Here is a 19095-nt window from a genome sequence, read left to right on the forward strand (position 1 = left end):
GTGCCCGCCGCCTCGGTGCGTGATATCTCCAGGCCGCGGGCGTTATAGCTGTAGGTGGTGCGGTTGCCCTTGTTGTCGATCTTGCTGGTCAGCAGACCGCGTGCGTCATAGGTGAAGGTGGAGTTGCTCGACGGGCAATTCGCCGACGGCTCGCCCTCGACGGCAATGATGCGCTTGAGGCCATGGATGCTCTGGAAGCGATAGGTAGTCTGCTTGCCCAGCGCGTTGGTGACGGTCGAGGAGCCGTCCGCGTTGTAGTCGATGCTGACGCGGTCCGCTCCGCCGGCATGCTCACTGGAAATCGCCCGCCCCTGCGCGTCATAGGACCAGGAGGCGTAACGCACACCGCGCTCATCGGTGATGCCGGTGAGCAGGCGCGGGTGCGTAGCGTCCTCGTAGTGGTACTGACGACTCTCGCTCTGGCCGCCCAGGGTACGACTCAGCGCGACCAGGCGATTTTCCTCGTCGTACGTATAAGTCACCTGCAGCAGCGGACCGCTCAGCGTAAGCGGCTGGCCATCAGGCCGAACGGAAATCTCCAGCTGATTGCCAAACTCGTCCGTCACCTGAATCTTGTCGTTCAGGTAGCTCAGATCGATTCGCTCGACGGCGCTTTCGCGACGAGTCAGGCGGCCCTCGCTGTCGAAGTGAAATACCTCGTTGTTGGCAGAGCGATAGACCCAGCCCCCTTCTTGCCGAGCCAGGCTCCCCCGCTCAGTAGGGCTCGGGGTGATGGTCGTGCCACTGAGGGTGAAGAAGCTTTCGCGACCATCGGCATGTACCAGCGCAACGGCCGGCGCGGTGATACGAAGGCGCGTGGAATAGCCATGCCGCCACAACCCATCGATGCCGTTGTAAGCCCGGTCGAAGGTCGGCTTACCGGCGGCATAATCGCGCTCGACTTGAAACTTGTTGCCGTTACTGAAGTTGACTGGATTACCCGTCAGTACACCTGGACCGCTTTCCGAAGGCGGGGTAGAGCATAGATTCTCAGGCGCTCCCAAATCAGGCTCGCTGCACTTGCCCAGCGTAGGGTCGTATATAAGATTGGCAGGGCAGCCGTTTCCATATCGGATGTACGCGGAGGGACTGTTAAGAAAACGCGTGCCCGCGCTCGTAGTCACCATAAACCAGCAATGTCCATGCCCCCCCGTGCCCTGCGGGTTAACGTGATCAAAATCGTACAACACCCAATTCCTTGACATGACGAGCTTCGGATCAATGTTTTTGCACGCCGCGGCCGCAGAACTAAAATAATCTGGTGTCTTGTAAAAGAACTGCAATCTGAATTTGTACTCCTCCGCCGCAGAATTTCCGCACGAAAAACCTAAAAGCAGTACCCCTGCAACCCTAACAACACAGCTAGAAAGTCCATTAACTAGAAGCACGAGCCTCTCCTTAATAAGCGCCAACATAGCCCAGTTCAGGCTCCCACCCTGAACATCGCATGTAATAGCTCCCAATTGACACATACTGAGATAATGCAAAAACAGCGACAGCCGCCAAATAGCGGGCAGCATGAAAGAAAACGTCCATGCAGAAAAAGCTCCCTTCGAAAACAGAAAAGCTCAGAAAATCGAAAGGCCACGATATAGCAACCCACTGAGCGATCAACAGAGCGGAATCCAAAACGCGAATTAGCGCAAAAACGACGAGTAACTGGCACATAAGCACCAATATTTTGATGCCCCATATATATGCTCGACGTCGTCCAAGCGTGCGATAAGGCTCACGCCCCCTCACAGCAGGTAGAGGGTTTGGCGAGGCTGACGATGAAGGTCAGATCTGTTTCCTTCACGAGCCGGCCGTCGATCGCTTCACCTGCACTGTGACTGCCGTCACCAGCTGAAACATCGACGTGCAACTCCACGCCGCACTCGCAGGTCCATCCGCCTGCACGACAGGCCCCTGCTTTGCCTGACCCGCGCGCTACGGCGGCGCCCTGCCTTCCCCGCCCCTTTCAGAACCTTGTGTCGACTCGCCAGAAACCACTGGCGCCAGTCCAGCACACCCGATGCTCAGCGACATCGCGCCGCGCATCTATCTGCCGGAAAAGGAGTTATTCCCTTGAAAACCATCATTCGTCTCGCCAGCCCTTTGCTGCTGGCTGCGGCCTTCCCTGCCTTTGCCATGGACCTGCGGGTCACCACCTTCGCCGACGAGTACGACGGCGAATGCAGCAGCACGCATTGTTCTCTGCGTGATGCAATCAGCGTCGCCAACGGGCTGGAGCGTTCACGCATCATCCTGTCCACCGGCGAATACCGCCTGGCGCGCGTCAACCTGCGCGACGAGGAAAACGAGATCCTCGACGAGGACGACAACCTGGTTGGCGATCTGGACGTGATGAGCACGGTGACCATCGTCGGTAAGGGCATTGGGCAAACCATCCTGCACGGCGCAGACCTGGACCGACTGATCGAGGTGATGCCGGAGGGCCGCCTGACCCTGCGCGACCTGACCATCACCGGCGGGCGCACGCCGCATCGCGGTGCCGGCCTGGAAAACCGCGGCGCGACCGAGCTGCTGCGAGTGAGCATCGTCGGCAACTCGGCCTCTTCCGCGTTTATCTATGGCCAGGGTGGCGGCATCGCCAACAGCGGCAGCCTGCTGGTGAAGAACTCGACGATCTCGAACAACGTCTCCTGGGGCAGCGAAAGCGCTTATGGCAGTGGCGGCGGCATCTACAGCACCGGAGCGCTCTGGGTCCGTGACAGTCGCATCGGCGACAACAACTGCAGCGACGACAACGACGTCGGTCAGGGTTGCGGCATCTACAACACCGGCCTGGCAGAGATTTCCCGCAGCGTGCTGCACAACAATGGCGTGAGTTCGAACGGCACCGGCTCGGCGATTCTCAACCTTGGCCAGATGCGCCTGAACAACAGTACGCTGAGCGGCAATACCGCCGGCGAATATGGCGGCGCGGCGCTGGACAACGGCGCGGCCTGGGGCGTCGACAACACCCAGGTGGAAGCCGAGCTGATGAACGTGACCATCGCCGGCAACCAGGGCTACGGCCTGGTCAACCGCGCCAACCTGACCCTGCGCAACAGTGTGGTCGCCGGCAATCGTCAGTACGATTCGGACGTTCCCGGCAACTGCCAGAACATCGGAGCGAATGCCAACTACAGCTCGCGCGGGCTGCTGCTGGGCAACGATGGCGGCAACTGCGTGGCCGAGTACGGCATCGACGATGCCACCACCTTTACCCGTCATCTGTTCCCGCTGGCAGAGAACAACGGCACTCTGGTGCATACGCTGCGACGTACCAGTGCCGCCATCGATGCCGCTGTCGGCAGCTGCTCCAGCCACGACCAGCGTGGCCTGGATCGTCCGCGTGACGGCAACGGCGACGGTCTGGCGGTATGCGATCTGGGCGCCTTCGAGCGCGCCTACCCCTGATCTGCAGAGGCGCCGCCAGACTTTGGGGCGGCGCCATTGTGGATAGCGCGACACCGCGACGGTGGGCCGGCACCGGCCGGCTCCACCGTCGCGTCTTCAGCCGAGCAATTCGGCGAACGCCTTGTCACCCTCAAGGACCGCTGGAAGCCCATCGAACAGCTGCTCCAGATCCACCTCTTCGAACAGGGGCCCCTCCAGGCTCTGTCGCGCCTTATCGCTCACGCCATTGGCGGCCAGCGCCTCGCTGACCATCACCGCCTGCGCCACCAGCCGCGCATAACGTGCATCGCCTGCAGCCTGGCTCGGCCGCGCCTGAAAGGCGATGGCGTTCTGGATCAGCGGCGGCAACTGCCAGCGACGGGCCAGTTCCGCGCCCACCTCCGGATAGCCGAACCCCAGTTGCAGCGTCTCCTCCGCGGCCTGCGCCGCCGCGCCACGCTGTGGCTGGCGATTGAGCTGGCGGGCCACGTCCGGCGCGCCGGTCTGGATCAGCAGCTCGCCGATGTTGTGCATCATTCCGCAGGTGAAGGCCGCATCGGTGTCCAGCTTGAGCTGCTTGGCCAGGCAGCGGGCGACGCTGGCCACGCGAAAGCTGCGCAGCCAGAAGCCTTTCAGATCGAAGCCGCTGTCGGCCTTGAATGCGCCCGTCACGGCTGACGCCAGGACCAGCGTGCGCAGCGTATTGAAGCCCAGCCGCATGGCCGCATCCTCCACGCTCACTGCCTCGCGGGTACCGCGAAAACGCGCCGAGTTGGCCAGGCGCAGCACCTTGGCTGCGATGACCGGATCGCGCTCGATATTGCGCGCCACGCTTTCCAGGCTGGAGGAGGGGTTGTCGAACTGCTGAATCAGTTCCTGCGCGACCTTGGGAATGCTTGGCAGGTTGTGCAGCTCGGCGAAAAGGCTCTCGATATCCATAGGCGACTCCCGTGCGAGCACCCGCCAGGCAGACGCTCAATGTGTATGGATTTCACAGCATAGACAGGACCAGGCATGGTCGAGACGCTCGCATTGGCTGCGCTGACGAAATGCGCACGCAGAAGCGGACCTGGCCGGCTCACGCCGGATGCGGGCCAGCGGAGGGCGCACAGGACTCGTGCCGCGCGCTCATCCCTGCAGCCGCATCGTTTCTGGAGACTGCCGCACTACCATCAACGCCATTGCTCGCAGGCGCCGACATCGTGTCAGCTGTGCCCCTGGCTACTGGTCGAGTCGCTGGACGCTCAGCTTGCTGGTGGCGCAGCCGGCACCGCTCCGCCAATCTGCGCCGCCAACTGGCGAATCCGCAGCTTGTCCTCATCCAATGCCATGGCGCACTCCGCACGACGTAGCGCCAGGGCCGAATGCGCTGCAGCGCTTTCGGCAAAGGGCCCGCCGTACTGATGCAGCATCCGCAGGGTCTTCTGCAGACGCACCTGGACCTCCACCAGGGAAGCCCCGTCGCGGGCAATGGGGGTGAATATGTCGTCGAACAGATCGCGCAGCTCCATCGGTGGCACATGCACCCTGGCGCAGCGCATGCTGCCCATCGGGCCGGTACCCTCATCGGCCTCATCGTTCCAGTGCGAAAACAGGCGCGCCACTCGACCCAGTACATCTATCGCCGTTCCCGGATCATTCACCCCTGGTGACAGCGCCCGGGACGCGATCTCGGCGAGCACTTGAAGGCCGAAACGCGGGTCCTGGTCAAAGGAACGTTCCGCGCCCAGCGAGAAACTGTCTGCAAGCACGCTCGGGACATCGGCTTCGTCGCACAGCACCCAGGCCATGGGCTCCAGCGGATGCACCAGCGACCCGGTGGTACAGATCAGATAGATCTGGCTGTCGTGCGCCTCGGCCCACGCCGACAGCTTGCCGATATCGATGTGGCGGATATAGCCGGTCATGCCCGGATGGATAGGCTTGGCGGCATCCGGGATCTGCCGTGGATCGAACAGCGCCGTGGTGCCGATTGCCGGGTTGTCGATCCGCGACTTCAGTGCGCTCAGGATCACCGCCTCCACCCGCGAAGTGGTGTCTTCCATGCGGCCGAAATGGGTCAGATGGTCGATCCAGCGCAGCATGGTGACGGCGATGATGACGATCACCAGAATCGTGAATCCGAACAGCACCATCCGGCCGCGCTCACCGTAGACCTCGGTGTTGAGGGCGATGATGCCCACCAAGCTGAAAAGAAAGGAACCTAGGAAGGTACCGAGCACGTTCTGGGTAGTGGTGTCGCGCATCAGCAGCCGCGTGGCCCGCGGGGTGATGTTGAAAGTCGCGGTACCGTAGGTCGACACCATCACCGTCAGGGAAAAGGTCGTCACTGCCAGCATGCTCGACGCCAGGATATCGAGGATGCTGCCCACCGCCTCGGCGCCGATGCTCAGCACCGCCTCATCGCTGGGCCAGAAGCGCTGCGCTGCGGTGGCAAGCAGTGCAGCGCCCACGCCAAACAGGGTGAACAGCGTCGCCCTGACCCACAACATGCGACCTATCTGGGCCAGAAACCATTGCCACTTGGAAATCATCGGTACGTCCTGTCAGAGAATTTCAGTGCATGGCGTAGCCATGCTCCGCGCCTTGGACCCCGCAAAACGGCCCCTGTCTCGGCAGCAGGCTCGCTGCAGATCGACATCACCCGCGCGATCTGACGCCCCGTGCCTCGCTTCAGGTCCCGCAATTCGTCCAGGTGACCCGTGCCGGCAACGATTCCCGGCCCTCCACACAGCCCTCGGCCGCAGCGCAATCACCTCGTTCATCTGCCCGACGGCGGGGCGAACCCTGCCTATCGGCGACCCTGGCCGCGAACTTGCGCGGCGTTTCGCCATTCCAACCTGTGTCGCCCGGTTCGGGCAGCTCACAGAGGTAGCCCCATGAACATGAAGAGTCTCACCGTGCTTTGCGCCATCGTAGTGCTTGCCGGCTGCGCCGGGCACAACCCGATCGACCGCATCACCTATCGCAACGAGCCCCTGGTCAAGCAGATCGAGCACGGCATGTCGAAGGATCAGGTGCAAACCCTCGGCGGCCCGCCCTCCAGCGAGTTCCATCGCACTGCCCATGCCGGCAGCTGCAACAACTACGTACTGAATCGCGATGGCAAGGAACAGACCTACTACGTCAGCTTCAACAGCGATGACCGTGTCGACGGCAAAGGCTTCACCACCTGCGAAGAACTCGACAGCCAGCAACGCGAGCGCCACTGAGCATTTCCGCCCTCCGCAGGAGGACGAGCGAAGGGCTCGCTTCGCTCGTCCTCCTGTTCTTTTCCTAAAGAACCCCCTGAAGAAGTAATGCGCTCGGCCTGGCGTCGTTGAGGTCGCCTGGCTGCGGCGCTCAGCGCTTGGCGATGATGTATACCGCGTGGATGATGCCGGGGATGTAGCCAAGCAGGGTCAGCAGGATGTTGAGCCAGAAGGCGCCGGCGAAGCCGACCTGTAGAAAGACGCCGAGCGGCGGCAGGAGGATGGCGAACAGAATACGGACCAGATCCACTGTGGATCTCCTGTAGGGATGGATGCGCGGGGTTTCATAGATCGACTCCCCGGCTACCCCTGCGGTTCCTTGCCATCCGATGCCGAGCTGGCCATAGTCTGCCGCGCGCTGCGCAGCTGCGACTCACACCCGCGCACGCGATCTGCCCCCCGGTGCAGGTCCGACGGGGATTTGCCCCACGGCAGGGTGCCCTCGACACCGGATTGCGCAGTAAAAGGAAAGGAGACCGCGATGAAACCCACCCTGCCTGCCTGTGCCGCCCTGGCAATGCTGCTGAGCGGCTGCGAAGCGCTGATGTTCGGCAATGTGATCGTCGGCTGCGCCATGCGCCCGACCCCCGAGGTACTGCCCAGGGAGCTGCCCGTCGCGACAGTGGGCGAGCCCTACAGCGTGCAGATCGAGGTGATCAACGCCAGCACCCCGCTCGGCAATCTGCAGGTGATCCCGGACAAACCGCTGCCCGATGGGCTTGAGCTGGTACATGACGAGAGGCAGAAGCACGCCGTCATCCAGGGTACGCCTCGCGCAGCCGGCCGCTACGACGTGCAGCTCCACGGCTGGACCTACGGCACCCAGTGCACCGGTCAGGACATCGACAAGCTCTACCGGCTCGAGGTGCGCTGAGCCGCTGCTGAAGCACCGCCAGCCGTCGGTGCACAGCGCCGCAGCCTGCGGCGCTCGGCATTTCTCTTTGTTCAGTCGCTCTGCCGCCGCACATCCAACAGATGCACCTCACCCGCCTCCACGCCAATCTCCAGCTCGACCTGGTCGCCGACCGCCAACCCCTGTAGCTGTTCGGGCGTGGCGCTGAAATCCATCACCATCGGCGGCCACTTCAGCTCGGGTATGGCGCCGTGGGCGACGCCGAGCTGATTGCTCTGATGATCGATGCTGCGTACTTCGGCTTGTGTCCTGGCGGTTGTCATCGTCGCACGCTGGTGATGGCCGGCGTGCGGGTCGGCAGCCTGGGCGCTGCCGAGGGACAGGCCGAGCAGTAAAGCGAGACAGGTGCTTCTGTTCATGGCGTTTCTCCAGTGGTTTCAAGTCTGGCCGCGCGGCGGCGCAGCAGCAGATAGGCGGCGGGGATGACGAACAGCGAGAGCAGCGGCGCGCTGAGCATGCCGCCGACCATGGGCGCGGCGATGCGGCTCATGATCTCGCTGCCGCTGCCGCCGCCCAGCAGGATCGGCAACAGGCCGGCAAAAATGGTCGCCACCGTCATCGCCTTGGGCCGCACACGCAGCACTGCGCCTTCGCGGATGGCGTCCAGCAGCCCCTGCTCGCCGCCTGTCTGGCCGCGCTCTTGCCAGGCATTGCGCAGGTACAACAGCATGATCACACCGAACTCGGCAGCCACCCCGGCCAGGGCGATGAAGCCAACCCCGGTGGCCACCGACATCCGGTAATCGAGCAGGTACAGCAGCCAGGCACCGCCGGTCAGGGCGAAGGGCAGCGTGAGCATCAGCAGCAGGGCCTCGTCCAGGCGCGAGAAGGTCAGGTAGAGCAGGACGAAGATCAGCAACAGGGTCGCCGGCACCACCAGTGCCAGGCGCGCATTGGCTCGTTCGAGAAATTCGAACTGCCCCGAGTAGCTCAGGCTCACGCCCGGCGGCAGGCGCAGCTCCTGCTCAAGGGTACGGCGCAGCTCGTTCGCCACCCCGGCCAGATCGCCGTCGCGCACATCGACGTAGACCCAGCCACTCAACCGCGCATTCTCGCTGCGCAGCATCGGCGGGCCGTCGCTGACCTCGATGCGTGCGACGCTGCCCAGGGTGATCTGCGCACCACCGGCGGTGAGGATCGGCAGGCGTTCCAGCGCCTGCGGCGAGTCGCGCCAGTCGCGGCCATAACGCAGACTGATGGGGAAGCGCGCCAGCCCTTCCACCGTCTCGCCAATGTTCTCGCCACCGATGGCACCGGCGACCAACCCCTGCAGCTCGGCGATGTTCAGGCCGTGCCGCGCGGCAGCCACGCGATCGATGTCGATATCGATGTAGCGCCCGCCGCTCAGGCGCTCGGCGAGTGCCGAAGACACGCCAGGCACCGCTCGCGCCAGGGCCTCGACCTGCTGCGCAACGCGCTCGATCTGGTCCAGGTCGCTGCCGGCGATCTTCACCCCGATCGGGCTCTTCACCCCGGTGGCGAGCATGTCGATACGGTTGCGGATCGGCGGGATCCACAGGTTGGTCAGCCCGGGTACCTGCACCGCCCGGTCTAGCTCTTCGATCAGCAACTCCGGGGTCATTCCCGGCCGCCATTGTTCGCGCGGATGAAAGCGGATGGTGGTCTCGAACATCTCCAGCGGCGCCGGATCGGTGGCGCTATCCGCCCGCCCCGCCTTGCCGAACACCTGTGCCACCTCGGGTACCGAGAGGATCATCCGGTCGGTCTGCTGCAGCAGCTGCGCGGCCTTTTGCGCCGACAGGCCCGGCAGCGCGCTGGGCATGTAGAGCAGGTCGCCCTCATCCATCGCCGGGAGGAATTCGCCGCCCAGCCGACTCAGCGGCCAGAGCGCGCTGAGCATCACCAGCAGCGCCAGCGCCAGGGTCAGTCGCGGGAAGCGCAGCACTCGTTCCAGTGCCGGCCGGTACAGGCGCACCAGCAGTCGGTTGATCGGATTGCGCCCCTCGTCCGGCAGGTGACCACGAATCCAGTAGCCCATCAGCACCGGCACCAGGGTGATCGACAGTCCGGCAGCGGCGGCCATGGCGTAGGTCTTGGTGAAGGCCAGTGGCGCGAATAGCCGGCCCTCCTGGGCCTGCAGGGCGAACACCGGAACGAACGACAGGGTGATGATCAACAGGCAGAAGAACAGCGCCGGGCCGACCTCCTGCGCCGCCGCGCCTATCACCTTCCAGTGCTCCTCGCCCGCCAGCCGCTGGCCGGGATGCGCCACGCGCCAGGCTTCGACCTTGCGGTGGGCGTTCTCGATCATCACCAGGGCGCCGTCGACCATGGCACCGATGGCGATGGCGATGCCGCCCAGCGACATGATGTTGGCGTTCACTCCCTGCAGGCGCATCAGCACGAAGGCCGCGAGTATCCCCAGCGGCAGGCAGATCACCGCGACCAGCGCCGAGCGCAGGTGGCCGAGGAACAGCAGGCAGACCAGCGCCACCACGACGAACTCCTCCGCGAGCTTGAAGCCGAGGTTTTCCACCGCGCGGTCGATCAGATCGCTGCGATCATAGGTGGTGACCAGCTCGACGCCCTCAGGCAGGCCGGCACGCAGCTGCTCGACCTTCTGGTGTACGGCGGACAGGGTCTGGCGGGCATTCTTGCCACTGCGCAGGATCACCACGCCGCCGACCACCTCGCCCTCACCGTCCAGCTCGGCGATGCCCCGACGCATCTGCGGGCCGAGTTGAATGTCGGCGACATCGGCCAGGGTCACCGGCACGTTGCCGGCATCCAGGCGCAGCGGGATGCTACGAAAGTCCGCCAGCGTCTTCAGGTAACCGCTGGCGCGGACCATGTACTCGGCCTCGGCCATTTCCACCAGGGCGCCGCCGGTCTCGCCATTGGCCTGGCGCACCGCCTCGGCCACCTGCTGCTGGGTGACGCCGAGGCTGGCCATGCGCAGCGGGTCGAGCTGGATCTGGTACTGGCGGACCATGCCGCCCAGGCTGGCCACCTCGGCCACGTTCGGCAGCGCCTGCAACTCGTACTTGAGGAACCAGTCCTGCAGCGCGCGCAGCTGCGCCAGGTCGTGGCGGCCGCTGCGGTCGACCAGCGCGTACTGGTAGATCCAGCCGAGCCCGGTAGCGTCCGGTCCCAGCGTCGGCTGCACCCCGGCCGGCAGGCGGCCCTGCAGCTGGCTCAGGTACTCCAGCACCCGCGAGCGCGCCCAGTAGAGGTCGGTGCCGTCCTCGAAGATCACGTAGACGTAGCTGTCGCCGAAGTAGGAGAAGCCGCGCACGGTGCGCGCCCCCGGCACCGCCAGCAACGTACTGGAAAGGGGATAGGTGACCTGATTCTCCACCACCTGCGGTGCCTGACCAGGATAGGCAGTGCGGATGATCACCTGCACGTCGGACAGATCGGGCAGCGCGTCTATCGGCGTGCTGCGCAGCGACCAGATACCGGTGGCAGCCAGCAGCAGGCTGAGCAGCAGTACCAGCACACGATTGGCCATCGACCAGCGAATCACCTTGGCGATCATGGCGCCTGCTCCTCGATGACGACGCGCTCGACCAGCAGGCCCTCGTCGGTCTCGCGTACCGCGAAACGCAGACGCTGACCGACTGCCAGGCCCTGCAGCAACTCGTGCCGGGCGACGTCGAAGCTCATGGTCATGCCCGGCATGCCCAGAGTCGGGAAGGGCCCGTGGGCGATCTTCAGCGCGTGCCCGTCGATTGCCAGCAGCCGGCCACTGCTTTCATGCAGCGATGCCGAAGCAGTCGGTTCGGCCGGCGCGACCTGATCATCCAGCCCCAGCCCGCGCAGGCTGGCTTCGGAGTCGAGCAGGAACTGCCCGGACGCAACCACCTGCTGGCCCTCCTGGAGTCCGTCGAGGATCTCGCTGTGGCGATCATCGGCGCGTCCCAGGCGGACCTCCTGCGGGCGATAACGCCCCTCGCCTTCGGCGAGCATCACCAGCGCGCGCCGGCCAGTGCGGATGACAGCTTCACTCGGCACCCGTAGCCCCGGTGCGGACTCGGCTGCAACGAAGCGCACCCGGGCACTGAGCCCGGCGCGCAGGCTGGCATCTGGGTTGGGCAGCTCGATACGCACACGCAGCGTGCGGCTTTGCGCGTCGGCTTCCGGCAGCAGCGCATCCACCCGCCCTTCCAGCCGCTCCGCGCGGGAGGGTAACGCGACCTCGACGCGCTGGCCGACACGGATCGAGCCCGCCTGTGCTTCGGGCACCGCCACCTCGAGCCAGATGCGTTCGAGACCGTTGATCCGGGCGACCGCAGCGCCAGCGGCGAGGGTCATGCCTTCGCGCACCTCCAGGCTCTGCAGCAGCCCACCGAGCGGCGCGCTGATGCGCTGGCGCAGCTGTACCTCGCCGTTCTTTTCCAGCGTGCGAATGCTCGCCTCGGGCATACCTGCCAGTTGCAGGCGGCGACGCGCGGCGGCGGCCAGATCGGCGTGGCCACTGCGCCGCAGGGCGAGATACTCCTCCTGGGCCGCGGCCCATTCCGGCACCAGCAGCTCGACCAGCGGTGTGCCGGCCTCGATGACATCGCCCGGCGCGTGGCGATAGACCCGTTCGACAAAGCCTGCGACCCGCGTCTGCACCTGGGCCACATCGCGACCACTCAGCGCCAGCGCGCCCTGCGCCTCGACGCCATCCTCGATCGAGCCACGCTCGACCCGAGCCAGGCGCACGCCAAGGTTCTGCGCCACCCGCGGATCGATCTGCAGAACCTGCTCGCGAGCCTCGTCCTGGGCGTAGCGCGGCACCAGTTGCATGTCCATGAAGGGCGAGGGACCGGGCTGGTCGAAGCGCTGCTGCGGGTACATGGGGTCGTACCAGTAGAGCACTTCGCGCCCATCGCTGGCGGCAGCGCCTGAGTGTTCATGGGACTTGTCTGCGCCCAGCCAGTAACCCGCAGAGCCTGCGATGACCGCAGCGCCCATGATGCAGGCAAAGAGTCTTGTGCTCATCGCGAGCCCTCCCCGTAGGCCAGATAAAGACGCGCCTCGAGCATCGCCAGCAGCGTGGCCTGGTCGATCTCTCGCAACTGCTGCTCGATACGTTCGCGACGCGCGCTCAGCACGCTGTCCAGCTCGGCGTTGCCGGCGCGGTAGGCAGCCATGCTCAGCGCCAGCTTTTCCTCCGCCAGCGGCAGCAGCGTCTGCCGGGTGCGCGCCAGCGAGCGCTGGGCCCGCTCGTACTCGGCCAGTTCATCGTTCAACTGCTGGACCAGTTCATCGGCGAACGCCTGGCGCTCGGCCTCTACAGCACTGAGGCGCGCCTGGCTGGCGGCAATTCGCGGGGTCTGCCGGGTAGCACCGAATACCGGCAGATCGACACTCAGCTGCAGGCTGAGCATGTCGCCGTATGCCTGGCCACGGCGCTGGTAGCCAACTTCCCAGCTCCAGTCCGGTCGCCGCTCGGCGACCGCAGCCTGCACCGCGGCCTGCGCTTCCTCGCTCAGCGGCTGGTAGAGCGCCAGCTGCGGATGCTGCGCCAGACGCCGGCGGAAAGCGGGGGGGTCGACCGTCCAGCGCGGCGGCTCACCGCGCAAGGGTTCGCCACCAGCCTCGCCCAGCCAGCGCCGCAGCGCCGCACGCGCCTGCTGGCGCTGTAGTGCCAGCTCATCCAGACGCTCGTCGAGCAGTGCCCGCTCCTGACGCGGCGAAACCGCGGCAGTCACCGGCAGCCGGCCGCCCGCCAACTGCGCCTCGACACTGGTCGCCAGCAAACGATTTTCTTCGCTCAGCGCATCGAGCAGTTGCGACTTGCGCTCCAGGCCATGAGCAAGCAACCAGGCCTGAGCCACGGCCTGACGCACCAGCAGACGCTGTGCTTCGCGCTCGCCCTCGGCTCGCCCAAGCCCCGCGCTGGCCAGTGCGATCTGCGCCTGGCGTTTGGCTCGGCTGGGTACCTCCTGCATCAAGCCGATCATCTGCATGGTCATGCCTTCTTCATTCAGCCGGTAACGTCCGTCGCCTTCGAGTGGGACGTTCTGAAGGCCGAGCAGCAGCTTCGGGTCAGGCAGCGCGCCAGCCGGCAGCACCGCGTGGCGAGCGGCATCCACCTGCTCGGCACGCGCCTTGAGTATCGGCGCCTGATGTTCGGCCAACTGCAGGGCTGCATCGAACGACAACGCGAGTGCCGGAAACGGCGTCCAGCAGGCCACCGCCAGCAGCAGCCAGCACGGGCGCGGTGCGCGCAAATATAGGAAAAGCATCGGTGAAATCCTCAAAAGCCTGCGCGGCCGGATTTCGGCACGCGCGACCATTCCGCGCTTGGCGCGCGGCATCAACAGCTAGCGAAGGAGGATCAGACTTGCGGAGGGCGCCAAACGTCGGCGGTGCGACAGGAAATGCAATCGAAGGATAGGTGTGGACGTTGCTGACGGGATGCGGCGAGGGTCACCGGCTTGCCGGGCAGCACGACGAGGAGGCTCGGAGACTGGCACTCGTGACCGCTCTTGCACAGTTTGACCACCTTGCCAGGTGACGATGCCTGGTGGTCGCAGTGATCATCCGCCTGCTCCAGCATCGCCATCTGGTGATGCTCATGGCTCTGCATCGGACAGGGCTCGAGCATGCCCAGCAGCGGCGCCGCCATTCCCGAATAGGGTAGCGAGAGCATCAGCAGAAGCAGCAGGCTGCGGCGAAGGAGAGCGGTCATGGGCAGCAGTCTATTCCCCGAAGGAGGGATCCACAATCAGATGCGGGGGCTGGCGCGTGCGACCTTTCCGCGCGCAAAAAGAAAACCCCGCTTTCGCGGGGCTTTGCAGACTGTGTCCTGACATCCATGTTGAGCTACCGTCCTGGCAGCAATCCCTGTGTATCCCTGTGTCTGTGCTGCGCTTCCTGCGCGACATCCATGGGCAGCAGAATAGCGATGCTGCTCCGCGCCTCACAGGGGCGGATCTCCACGAAACGTGTAAGCCATTGCCTACAAAACGCCACACTGCCGTTACGCTTGCTTTTTTTGTGATACAGCTCTTGTTAGACTCGCCTTGTCCTACAAAAACAACAGCCCCTCGCAAGAGAGGGTCACAGGGCTCCAACCATGCGCGTATCGGCTATCGTTTTCTCCTTTCTTGCGGCCTCCGCCGCGACTTCGCTTCACGCTGGGGGCCAGAACGTCATCTCCGACCCCGACGAAGCCTCCCGGACATTCTGGGGCACCGTCTATGCGTCTGGCGGCAGCACCCTCTACTGTGGCAAGGCGTTCAAGGACGACGAGAACGGCGCACTGACCGCCTCGCACATCTACAACGTAAAGCAGATCAAGTCTGCGCTACGTTGCCTGACCGACTCCCAATGCGCGGTCAAGACGCCGCAATATGTGTTCATGGTCGCCGATCTGCACAATCTCTATCCGGTGCTGACCAGTATGGAAGACGCCCGTCGCAATGCCATCTTCGGCGAACTGGGCGAACAAGGGCGCAAGCCCAACGATCTGGGCTGCGATACCCGCGCTACCTACCATGTGATCGAGCCTCGCGATGCGGTCAAGGGCGATATCGCCCGTGCCTTCTTCTACATGCACCAGGAATACCGGCTGCCGATCGCCAAGGAACTGGAAGTACTCAAGCGCTGGCATCAGATGGACCCGCCGGACGATGACGAGAAGGCTCGCAATGCCCGCATCTCGATGCTGCAGGGCACTCGCAACCGCTTCATCGACGACCCCAAACTGGCAGAGCAGCTCACCGGCGAGTAATACCGGAAACAAAAAAGCCCCTCGAACGAGGGGCTTTTTCATTGCAGTCGAGCCATCAGAACTGCGCGGCATCCAGCAGGTAGAGCGACTCGCTGCCGGCGCGAACAGACGCGCTCAGCGAGTGAATGCGCGGCAGCAGACGGGCGAAGTAGAAGCGTGCCGTGCCCAGCTTGCTTACGTAGAACTCATCGTCAGCCTGCTTGGCCAGAGCCACTTCGGCCATCCGCGCCCACATGTAGGCGTAGGCGGTATAGCCGAACACCTGCAGGTACTCGACGGACGCCGCACCGATCTCGTTGGGGTTCTGCTTGGCCTGGCCAAGCACCCACTCGGTCAGGCCGTCGAGGTTGTCCAGCGCAGCCTTGAGCGGGTTGGTGAACTCGCCCAGCGCGGCATCGGCAGCCTCCACGTAGGCGCGGATCTCGTTGGAGAACAGCTTGTAGAAGGTGCCGCCGTTGCCGACCACTTTGCGCCCCATCAGGTCCAGGGCCTGGATGCCGTTAGTGCCTTCGTAGATCTGGGTGATGCGCACGTCACGCACCAGTTGCTCCTGGCCCCACTCGCGGATGAAGCCATGGCCGCCGAAGATCTGCTGGCCATGCACGGTGGTTTCCAGGCCCAGGTCGGTGAGGAAGGCCTTGGCCACCGGCGTCAGCAGTGCGACCAGTTGCTCGCCGCGCTTGCAGGCCTCGGCATCCTCGCTGAATTTGGCGATGTCCAGCTGAGTGGCGACGTAGGTGGAGAACGCACGACCACCTTCGTTGAACGCCTTCATGGTCAGCAGCATGCGACGCACATCGGGATGGACGATGATCGGATCAGCCGCCTTGTCCTTGGCCACAGGGCCGCTGGGGGCACGGCTCTGGATGCGCTCGCGGGCGTATTCGACGGCGTTCTGGTAGGAACGCTCGCCGGCGGCCAGACCCTGGATGCCGACGCCGAGGCGCTCGTAGTTCATCATGGTGAACATCGCCGCCAGGCCGTTGTTGGCCTCGCCGACCATGTAGCCGACCGCGCCATCGAAGTTCATCACGCAGGTCGCCGAGGCCTTGATGCCCATCTTGTGCTCGATGGAGCCGCAGGCAACCGCGTTGCGCTCGCCCAGCGAACCGTCGGCGTTGACCATGAATTTGGGCACCAGAAACAGCGAAATGCCCTTGGAGCCGGCCGGCGCGTCAGGCAGCTTGGCCAGCACCAGATGGATGATGTTCTCGGTCAGGTCGTGCTCGCCACCGGTGATGAAGATCTTGGTGCCGCTGACCTTGTAGCTGCCGTCGGCCTGGGGTTCGGCCTTGGTGCGGATGATGCCCAGGTCGGTGCCGGCGTGCGGTTCGGTCAGGCACATGGAGCCGGCCCAGACCCCGGAATACATGTTCGGCAGGTAGGTCTGCTTGAGCTCCTCGCTGGCGTGAGCGTGGATCGACAGACAGGCGCCCGCGGTCAGCATCGGATACAGGCCGAACGACAGGTTGGCGGCGTTGAGCATTTCCTCGACCTGAGCGCCGAGCACCTTGGGCATGCCCATGCCGCCGTAGGCAGGGTCACCACCGACGCCGACCCAGCCGCCCTCGCCGTAGACCTTGTAGGCTTCCGGGAAGCCGGCCGGCGTGCTGACCACACCATCCTTCCACTGGCACTCCTCTTCATCGCCACTGCGATTGAGCGGTGCCAGGGTGCGGGCGGTGACCTTGCCGGCCTCTTCCAGAATGGCGTCGGCGGTATCGGCATCGACGACATCGGCCAGAGCGGGCAGTTGTGCCCAGAGGCTGGCAACGTCGAAGACCTCGTTGAGGACGAAGCGCATATCGCGCAGGGGTGCCTTGTAGTCGGCCATGGAAACCTCGCTAGCGACAGGAACCGGAAGAGCCCGGATGGATTCAGCCGCGAAGTCTATATTGCGCACGACACAGATATGTAGCGTCCCGTTATGACCGGATAGTTTTATCTGGTCACACGGAAATCTCCCCTGACAGAAATGAAAAAGCCCGCACAAGGCGGGCTTTTCCGGATCACGCAGTGATCAGACGGCGAAGTGCTCCGGGGTCATCTGCATCATGCAGTCGCTACCGGCAGCCAGCGCCAACTGATGGGCGGCGGTGCGCGGCAGGATGCGCTTGAAGTAGAACTCGCAGGTCATCAGCTTCGACTCGTAGAAGGCCTTCTCGCTGCTGCCTTCGGCCAGCTTCTGCTCGGCGACCAGCGCCATCTGCAGCCAGAAGTGCGCCAGCACCACGTAGCCGGAGAACATCAGGAAGTCCACCGAGGCGGCACCGACTTCGTCCGGGTTCTTCATCGCGGCCATGCCGATCTGCTGGACCATCTCGCCCCACTGCTGGTTGAGCTTGGCCAGTTGCGCCACCTGCGCCTTGAACTTGCCGTGCTCGGCATTTGCTTCGCAAAGCTTGTGCACGCGCTTGCTGAAGCCGCGCAGCAGTTTGCCCTGGCTGCCGAGGACCTTGCGGCCGAGCAGATCGAGCGCCTGGATGCCGTTGGTGCCTTCGTAGATCGGCGCGATGCGCGCGTCGCGCATCAGTTGCTCCATGCCCCACTCACGGATGTAGCCGTGGCCGCCGAACACCTGCATGCCCAAGCTGGTGGCCTCAAGGCCCGCTTCGGTCATGAAGGCCTTGCAGATCGGGGTGAGGAACGCCAGCAGGCCCTCGGCCTCCTCGCGCTTCTCTTCGTCCGGGCTGCGGTGAGCGATGTCGAGCAGCTGGGCGGTGAAGTAGCCGAGCGCACGGCAGCCTTCGTTCAGCGACTTCATGGTCAGCAGCATGCGGCGCACGTCCGGGTGCACGATGATCGGGTCGGCCGGCTTGTCCGGCGCCTTCGGCCCGGTCAGCGAACGCATCTGCAGACGGTCGTTGGCATAGCGCAGGGCGCCTTGGTAGGAAGCCTCGCCGTTGCACAGACCCTGCATGCCGGTACCCAGGCGTGCATGGTTCATCATGGTGAACATGCAGTTCAGGCCCTTGTTCAGCTCACCGATGAGGAAGCCCTTGGCGCTGTCGAAGTTCATCACGCAGGTGGCCGAAGCCTTGATGCCCATCTTGTGCTCGATCGAGCCACAGGACACACCATTGCGCTCGGCAACTTCGCCGTCGGCACCGACGTTGAATTTCGGCACGATGAACAGCGAGATGCCCTTGGTCCCCGCCGGGGCGTCCGGCAGCTTGGCCAGCACCAGGTGAACGATGTTCTCGCTCATGTCGTGCTCGCCGGCGGAGATGAAGATCTTGGTCCCGGAGACCGCGTAACTGCCGTCTGCCTGAGGCACGGCGCGGGTCTTGATGATGCCCAGGTCAGTGCCGCAATGCGGCTCGGTCAGGCACATGGTGCCGGTCCAGCGACCCTCGGTGAGCTTGGTCAGGTAGGTCTGCTTCTGCTCTTCGCTGCCGTGGGCGTGGATCGCCGACATGGCGCCGTGGGTCAGGCCCGGGTACATGCCCCAGGAAGTATTGGCCGCGGCGACCATCTCGCCGATGGCCATCGCCAACGAGCTAGGCAGGCCTTGGCCACCGTAGGCCGGGTCCGACGCCAGGCCATTCCAGCCACCTTCGACGTACTGGGCGAAGGCTTCCTTGAAGCCCTTGGGCGTAGTGACCTCGCCGTCCTTCCAGACCGCGCCTTCCTCGTCACCGCTACGGTTCAGCGGCGCCAGGACCTGTTCGCAGAATTTGGCGCCTTCCTCGAGGATCGCACCGACCAGGTCTGGAGTGGCATCGACAGCACCGATCGCGGCGTAGGTGGCCGGGTAATCGAAAACTTCGTCCATCAGGAAGCGCATGTCGCGCAGAGGGGCCTTGTAATCGGGCATTGTCGTTCTCCGTGGATTGGGCGCGCGCAAACGGCGGCGC

15 protein-coding genes are annotated in these 19095 nt (G+C 64.5%); 4 read left to right on the forward strand and 11 right to left on the reverse strand.

What is annotated here, in order from left to right:
* Positions 1-1004 (reverse strand): RHS repeat protein (locus DBO85_RS19150; protein WP_177429792.1); only part of this gene is annotated, 1004 nt, incomplete at its 3' end.
* A 1063-nt stretch (positions 1005-2067) separates the two neighbouring features.
* Here DBO85_RS19150 and DBO85_RS16305 point away from each other — a divergent pair.
* Entirely contained in the window at positions 2068-3405 is a 1338-nt protein-coding gene (locus DBO85_RS16305; protein WP_108108408.1) for a CSLREA domain-containing protein, read from the forward strand.
* A 96-nt stretch (positions 3406-3501) separates the two neighbouring features.
* Here the strand turns inward: DBO85_RS16305 and DBO85_RS16310 are convergent, their stop codons facing one another.
* Together DBO85_RS16310 and DBO85_RS16315 are read right to left on the reverse strand one after the other, a co-directional pair.
* Positions 3502-4323 carry an HDOD domain-containing protein gene (locus tag DBO85_RS16310; protein ID WP_108108410.1) on the reverse strand — a complete coding sequence of 274 codons (822 nt, stop codon included), beginning with the start codon at positions 4321-4323 and terminating at the stop codon, positions 3502-3504.
* A gap of 305 nt (positions 4324-4628) precedes the next feature.
* Positions 4629-5918: a DUF2254 domain-containing protein gene (locus DBO85_RS16315; protein ID WP_177429793.1), complete on the reverse strand. Its 1290-nt coding sequence runs from the start codon at positions 5916-5918 to the stop codon at positions 4629-4631.
* A gap of 345 nt (positions 5919-6263) precedes the next feature.
* Between DBO85_RS16315 and osmE the strand changes: the two genes are divergently transcribed.
* The gene (gene osmE / locus DBO85_RS16320) at positions 6264-6596 is read left to right on the forward strand and encodes an osmotically-inducible lipoprotein OsmE (protein WP_108108412.1); all 333 of its coding nucleotides are present in this window, start codon (positions 6264-6266) and stop codon (positions 6594-6596) included.
* 130 nt (positions 6597-6726) lie between these two features.
* Here osmE and DBO85_RS16325 read toward each other — a convergent pair whose 3' ends face one another.
* Entirely contained in the window at positions 6727-6885 is a 159-nt protein-coding gene (locus DBO85_RS16325) for a YqaE/Pmp3 family membrane protein (RefSeq protein ID WP_108108414.1), read from the reverse strand.
* A 231-nt stretch (positions 6886-7116) separates the two neighbouring features.
* On the opposite strand from DBO85_RS16325, the gene DBO85_RS16330 reads away from it, so the two are divergent.
* Positions 7117-7509, forward strand: coding sequence for a hypothetical protein (locus DBO85_RS16330; protein ID WP_108108416.1), 393 nt, complete (start codon positions 7117-7119; stop codon positions 7507-7509).
* A gap of 71 nt (positions 7510-7580) precedes the next feature.
* On the opposite strand, the gene DBO85_RS16335 is transcribed toward DBO85_RS16330, so the two are convergent.
* The 5 genes from DBO85_RS16335 to DBO85_RS16355 all read right to left on the reverse strand — a co-directional run bounded on the left by DBO85_RS16335 (position 7581) and on the right by DBO85_RS16355 (position 14194).
* Complete coding sequence (locus DBO85_RS16335; RefSeq protein ID WP_108108417.1) at positions 7581-7907, reverse strand: copper-binding protein; 327 nt, start codon at positions 7905-7907, stop codon at positions 7581-7583.
* Positions 7904-11047, reverse strand: coding sequence for an efflux RND transporter permease subunit (locus DBO85_RS16340; RefSeq protein WP_108108419.1), 3144 nt, complete (start codon positions 11045-11047; stop codon positions 7904-7906). The genes DBO85_RS16335 and DBO85_RS16340 overlap by 4 nt, the downstream gene beginning before the upstream one ends.
* The gene (locus DBO85_RS16345; RefSeq protein ID WP_108108421.1) at positions 11044-12498 is read right to left on the reverse strand and encodes an efflux RND transporter periplasmic adaptor subunit; all 1455 of its coding nucleotides are present in this window, start codon (positions 12496-12498) and stop codon (positions 11044-11046) included. The genes DBO85_RS16340 and DBO85_RS16345 overlap by 4 nt, the downstream gene beginning before the upstream one ends.
* Positions 12495-13748 (reverse strand): TolC family protein, encoded by a 1254-nt coding sequence (locus DBO85_RS16350; protein WP_108108423.1) that lies wholly within the window; start codon positions 13746-13748, stop codon positions 12495-12497. The genes DBO85_RS16345 and DBO85_RS16350 overlap by 4 nt, the downstream gene beginning before the upstream one ends.
* 92 nt (positions 13749-13840) lie before the next feature.
* The gene (locus DBO85_RS16355; RefSeq protein ID WP_108108425.1) at positions 13841-14194 is read right to left on the reverse strand and encodes a hypothetical protein; all 354 of its coding nucleotides are present in this window, start codon (positions 14192-14194) and stop codon (positions 13841-13843) included.
* Positions 14195-14581: 387 nt separating this feature from the next.
* On the opposite strand from DBO85_RS16355, the gene DBO85_RS16360 reads away from it, so the two are divergent.
* Positions 14582-15238 (forward strand): endonuclease, encoded by a 657-nt coding sequence (locus tag DBO85_RS16360; protein ID WP_108108427.1) that lies wholly within the window; start codon positions 14582-14584, stop codon positions 15236-15238.
* A gap of 55 nt (positions 15239-15293) precedes the next feature.
* Here the strand turns inward: DBO85_RS16360 and DBO85_RS16365 are convergent, their stop codons facing one another.
* Both DBO85_RS16365 and DBO85_RS16370 read right to left on the reverse strand, forming a co-directional pair.
* Entirely contained in the window at positions 15294-17072 is a 1779-nt protein-coding gene (locus DBO85_RS16365; protein ID WP_108108429.1) for an acyl-CoA dehydrogenase C-terminal domain-containing protein, read from the reverse strand.
* A 186-nt stretch (positions 17073-17258) separates the two neighbouring features.
* Positions 17259-19055, reverse strand: a complete 1797-nt coding sequence (locus DBO85_RS16370; protein ID WP_108108431.1) for an acyl-CoA dehydrogenase C-terminal domain-containing protein — start codon at positions 19053-19055, stop codon at positions 17259-17261.
* Positions 19056-19095: the final 40 nt, after the last annotated feature.

This window comes from Pseudomonas mangrovi (assembly GCF_003052585.1).
Classification (GTDB): Bacteria; Pseudomonadota; Gammaproteobacteria; order Pseudomonadales; family Pseudomonadaceae; genus Aquipseudomonas; species Aquipseudomonas mangrovi.

Bases quoted from the DNA above. Each gene is read 5' to 3' on its own strand.
- DBO85_RS16310 (WP_108108410.1), bottom strand. From the start codon at position 4,323: ATGGATATCGAGAGCCTTTTCGCCGAGCTGCACAACCTGCCAAGCATT.
- DBO85_RS16315 (WP_177429793.1), bottom strand. From the start codon at position 5,918: ATGATTTCCAAGTGGCAATGGTTTCTGGCCCAGATAGGTCGCATGTTG.
- osmE (WP_108108412.1), top strand. From the start codon at position 6,264: ATGAACATGAAGAGTCTCACCGTGCTTTGCGCCATCGTAGTGCTTGCC.
- DBO85_RS16330 (WP_108108416.1), top strand. From the start codon at position 7,117: ATGAAACCCACCCTGCCTGCCTGTGCCGCCCTGGCAATGCTGCTGAGC.
- DBO85_RS16335 (WP_108108417.1), bottom strand. From the start codon at position 7,907: ATGAACAGAAGCACCTGTCTCGCTTTACTGCTCGGCCTGTCCCTCGGC.
- DBO85_RS16340 (WP_108108419.1), bottom strand. From the start codon at position 11,047: ATGATCGCCAAGGTGATTCGCTGGTCGATGGCCAATCGTGTGCTGGTA.
- DBO85_RS16345 (WP_108108421.1), bottom strand. From the start codon at position 12,498: ATGAGCACAAGACTCTTTGCCTGCATCATGGGCGCTGCGGTCATCGCA.
- DBO85_RS16350 (WP_108108423.1), bottom strand. From the start codon at position 13,748: ATGCTTTTCCTATATTTGCGCGCACCGCGCCCGTGCTGGCTGCTGCTG.
- DBO85_RS16355 (WP_108108425.1), bottom strand. From the start codon at position 14,194: ATGACCGCTCTCCTTCGCCGCAGCCTGCTGCTTCTGCTGATGCTCTCG.
- DBO85_RS16360 (WP_108108427.1), top strand. From the start codon at position 14,582: ATGCGCGTATCGGCTATCGTTTTCTCCTTTCTTGCGGCCTCCGCCGCG.
- DBO85_RS16365 (WP_108108429.1), bottom strand. From the start codon at position 17,072: ATGGCCGACTACAAGGCACCCCTGCGCGATATGCGCTTCGTCCTCAAC.
- DBO85_RS16370 (WP_108108431.1), bottom strand. From the start codon at position 19,055: ATGCCCGATTACAAGGCCCCTCTGCGCGACATGCGCTTCCTGATGGAC.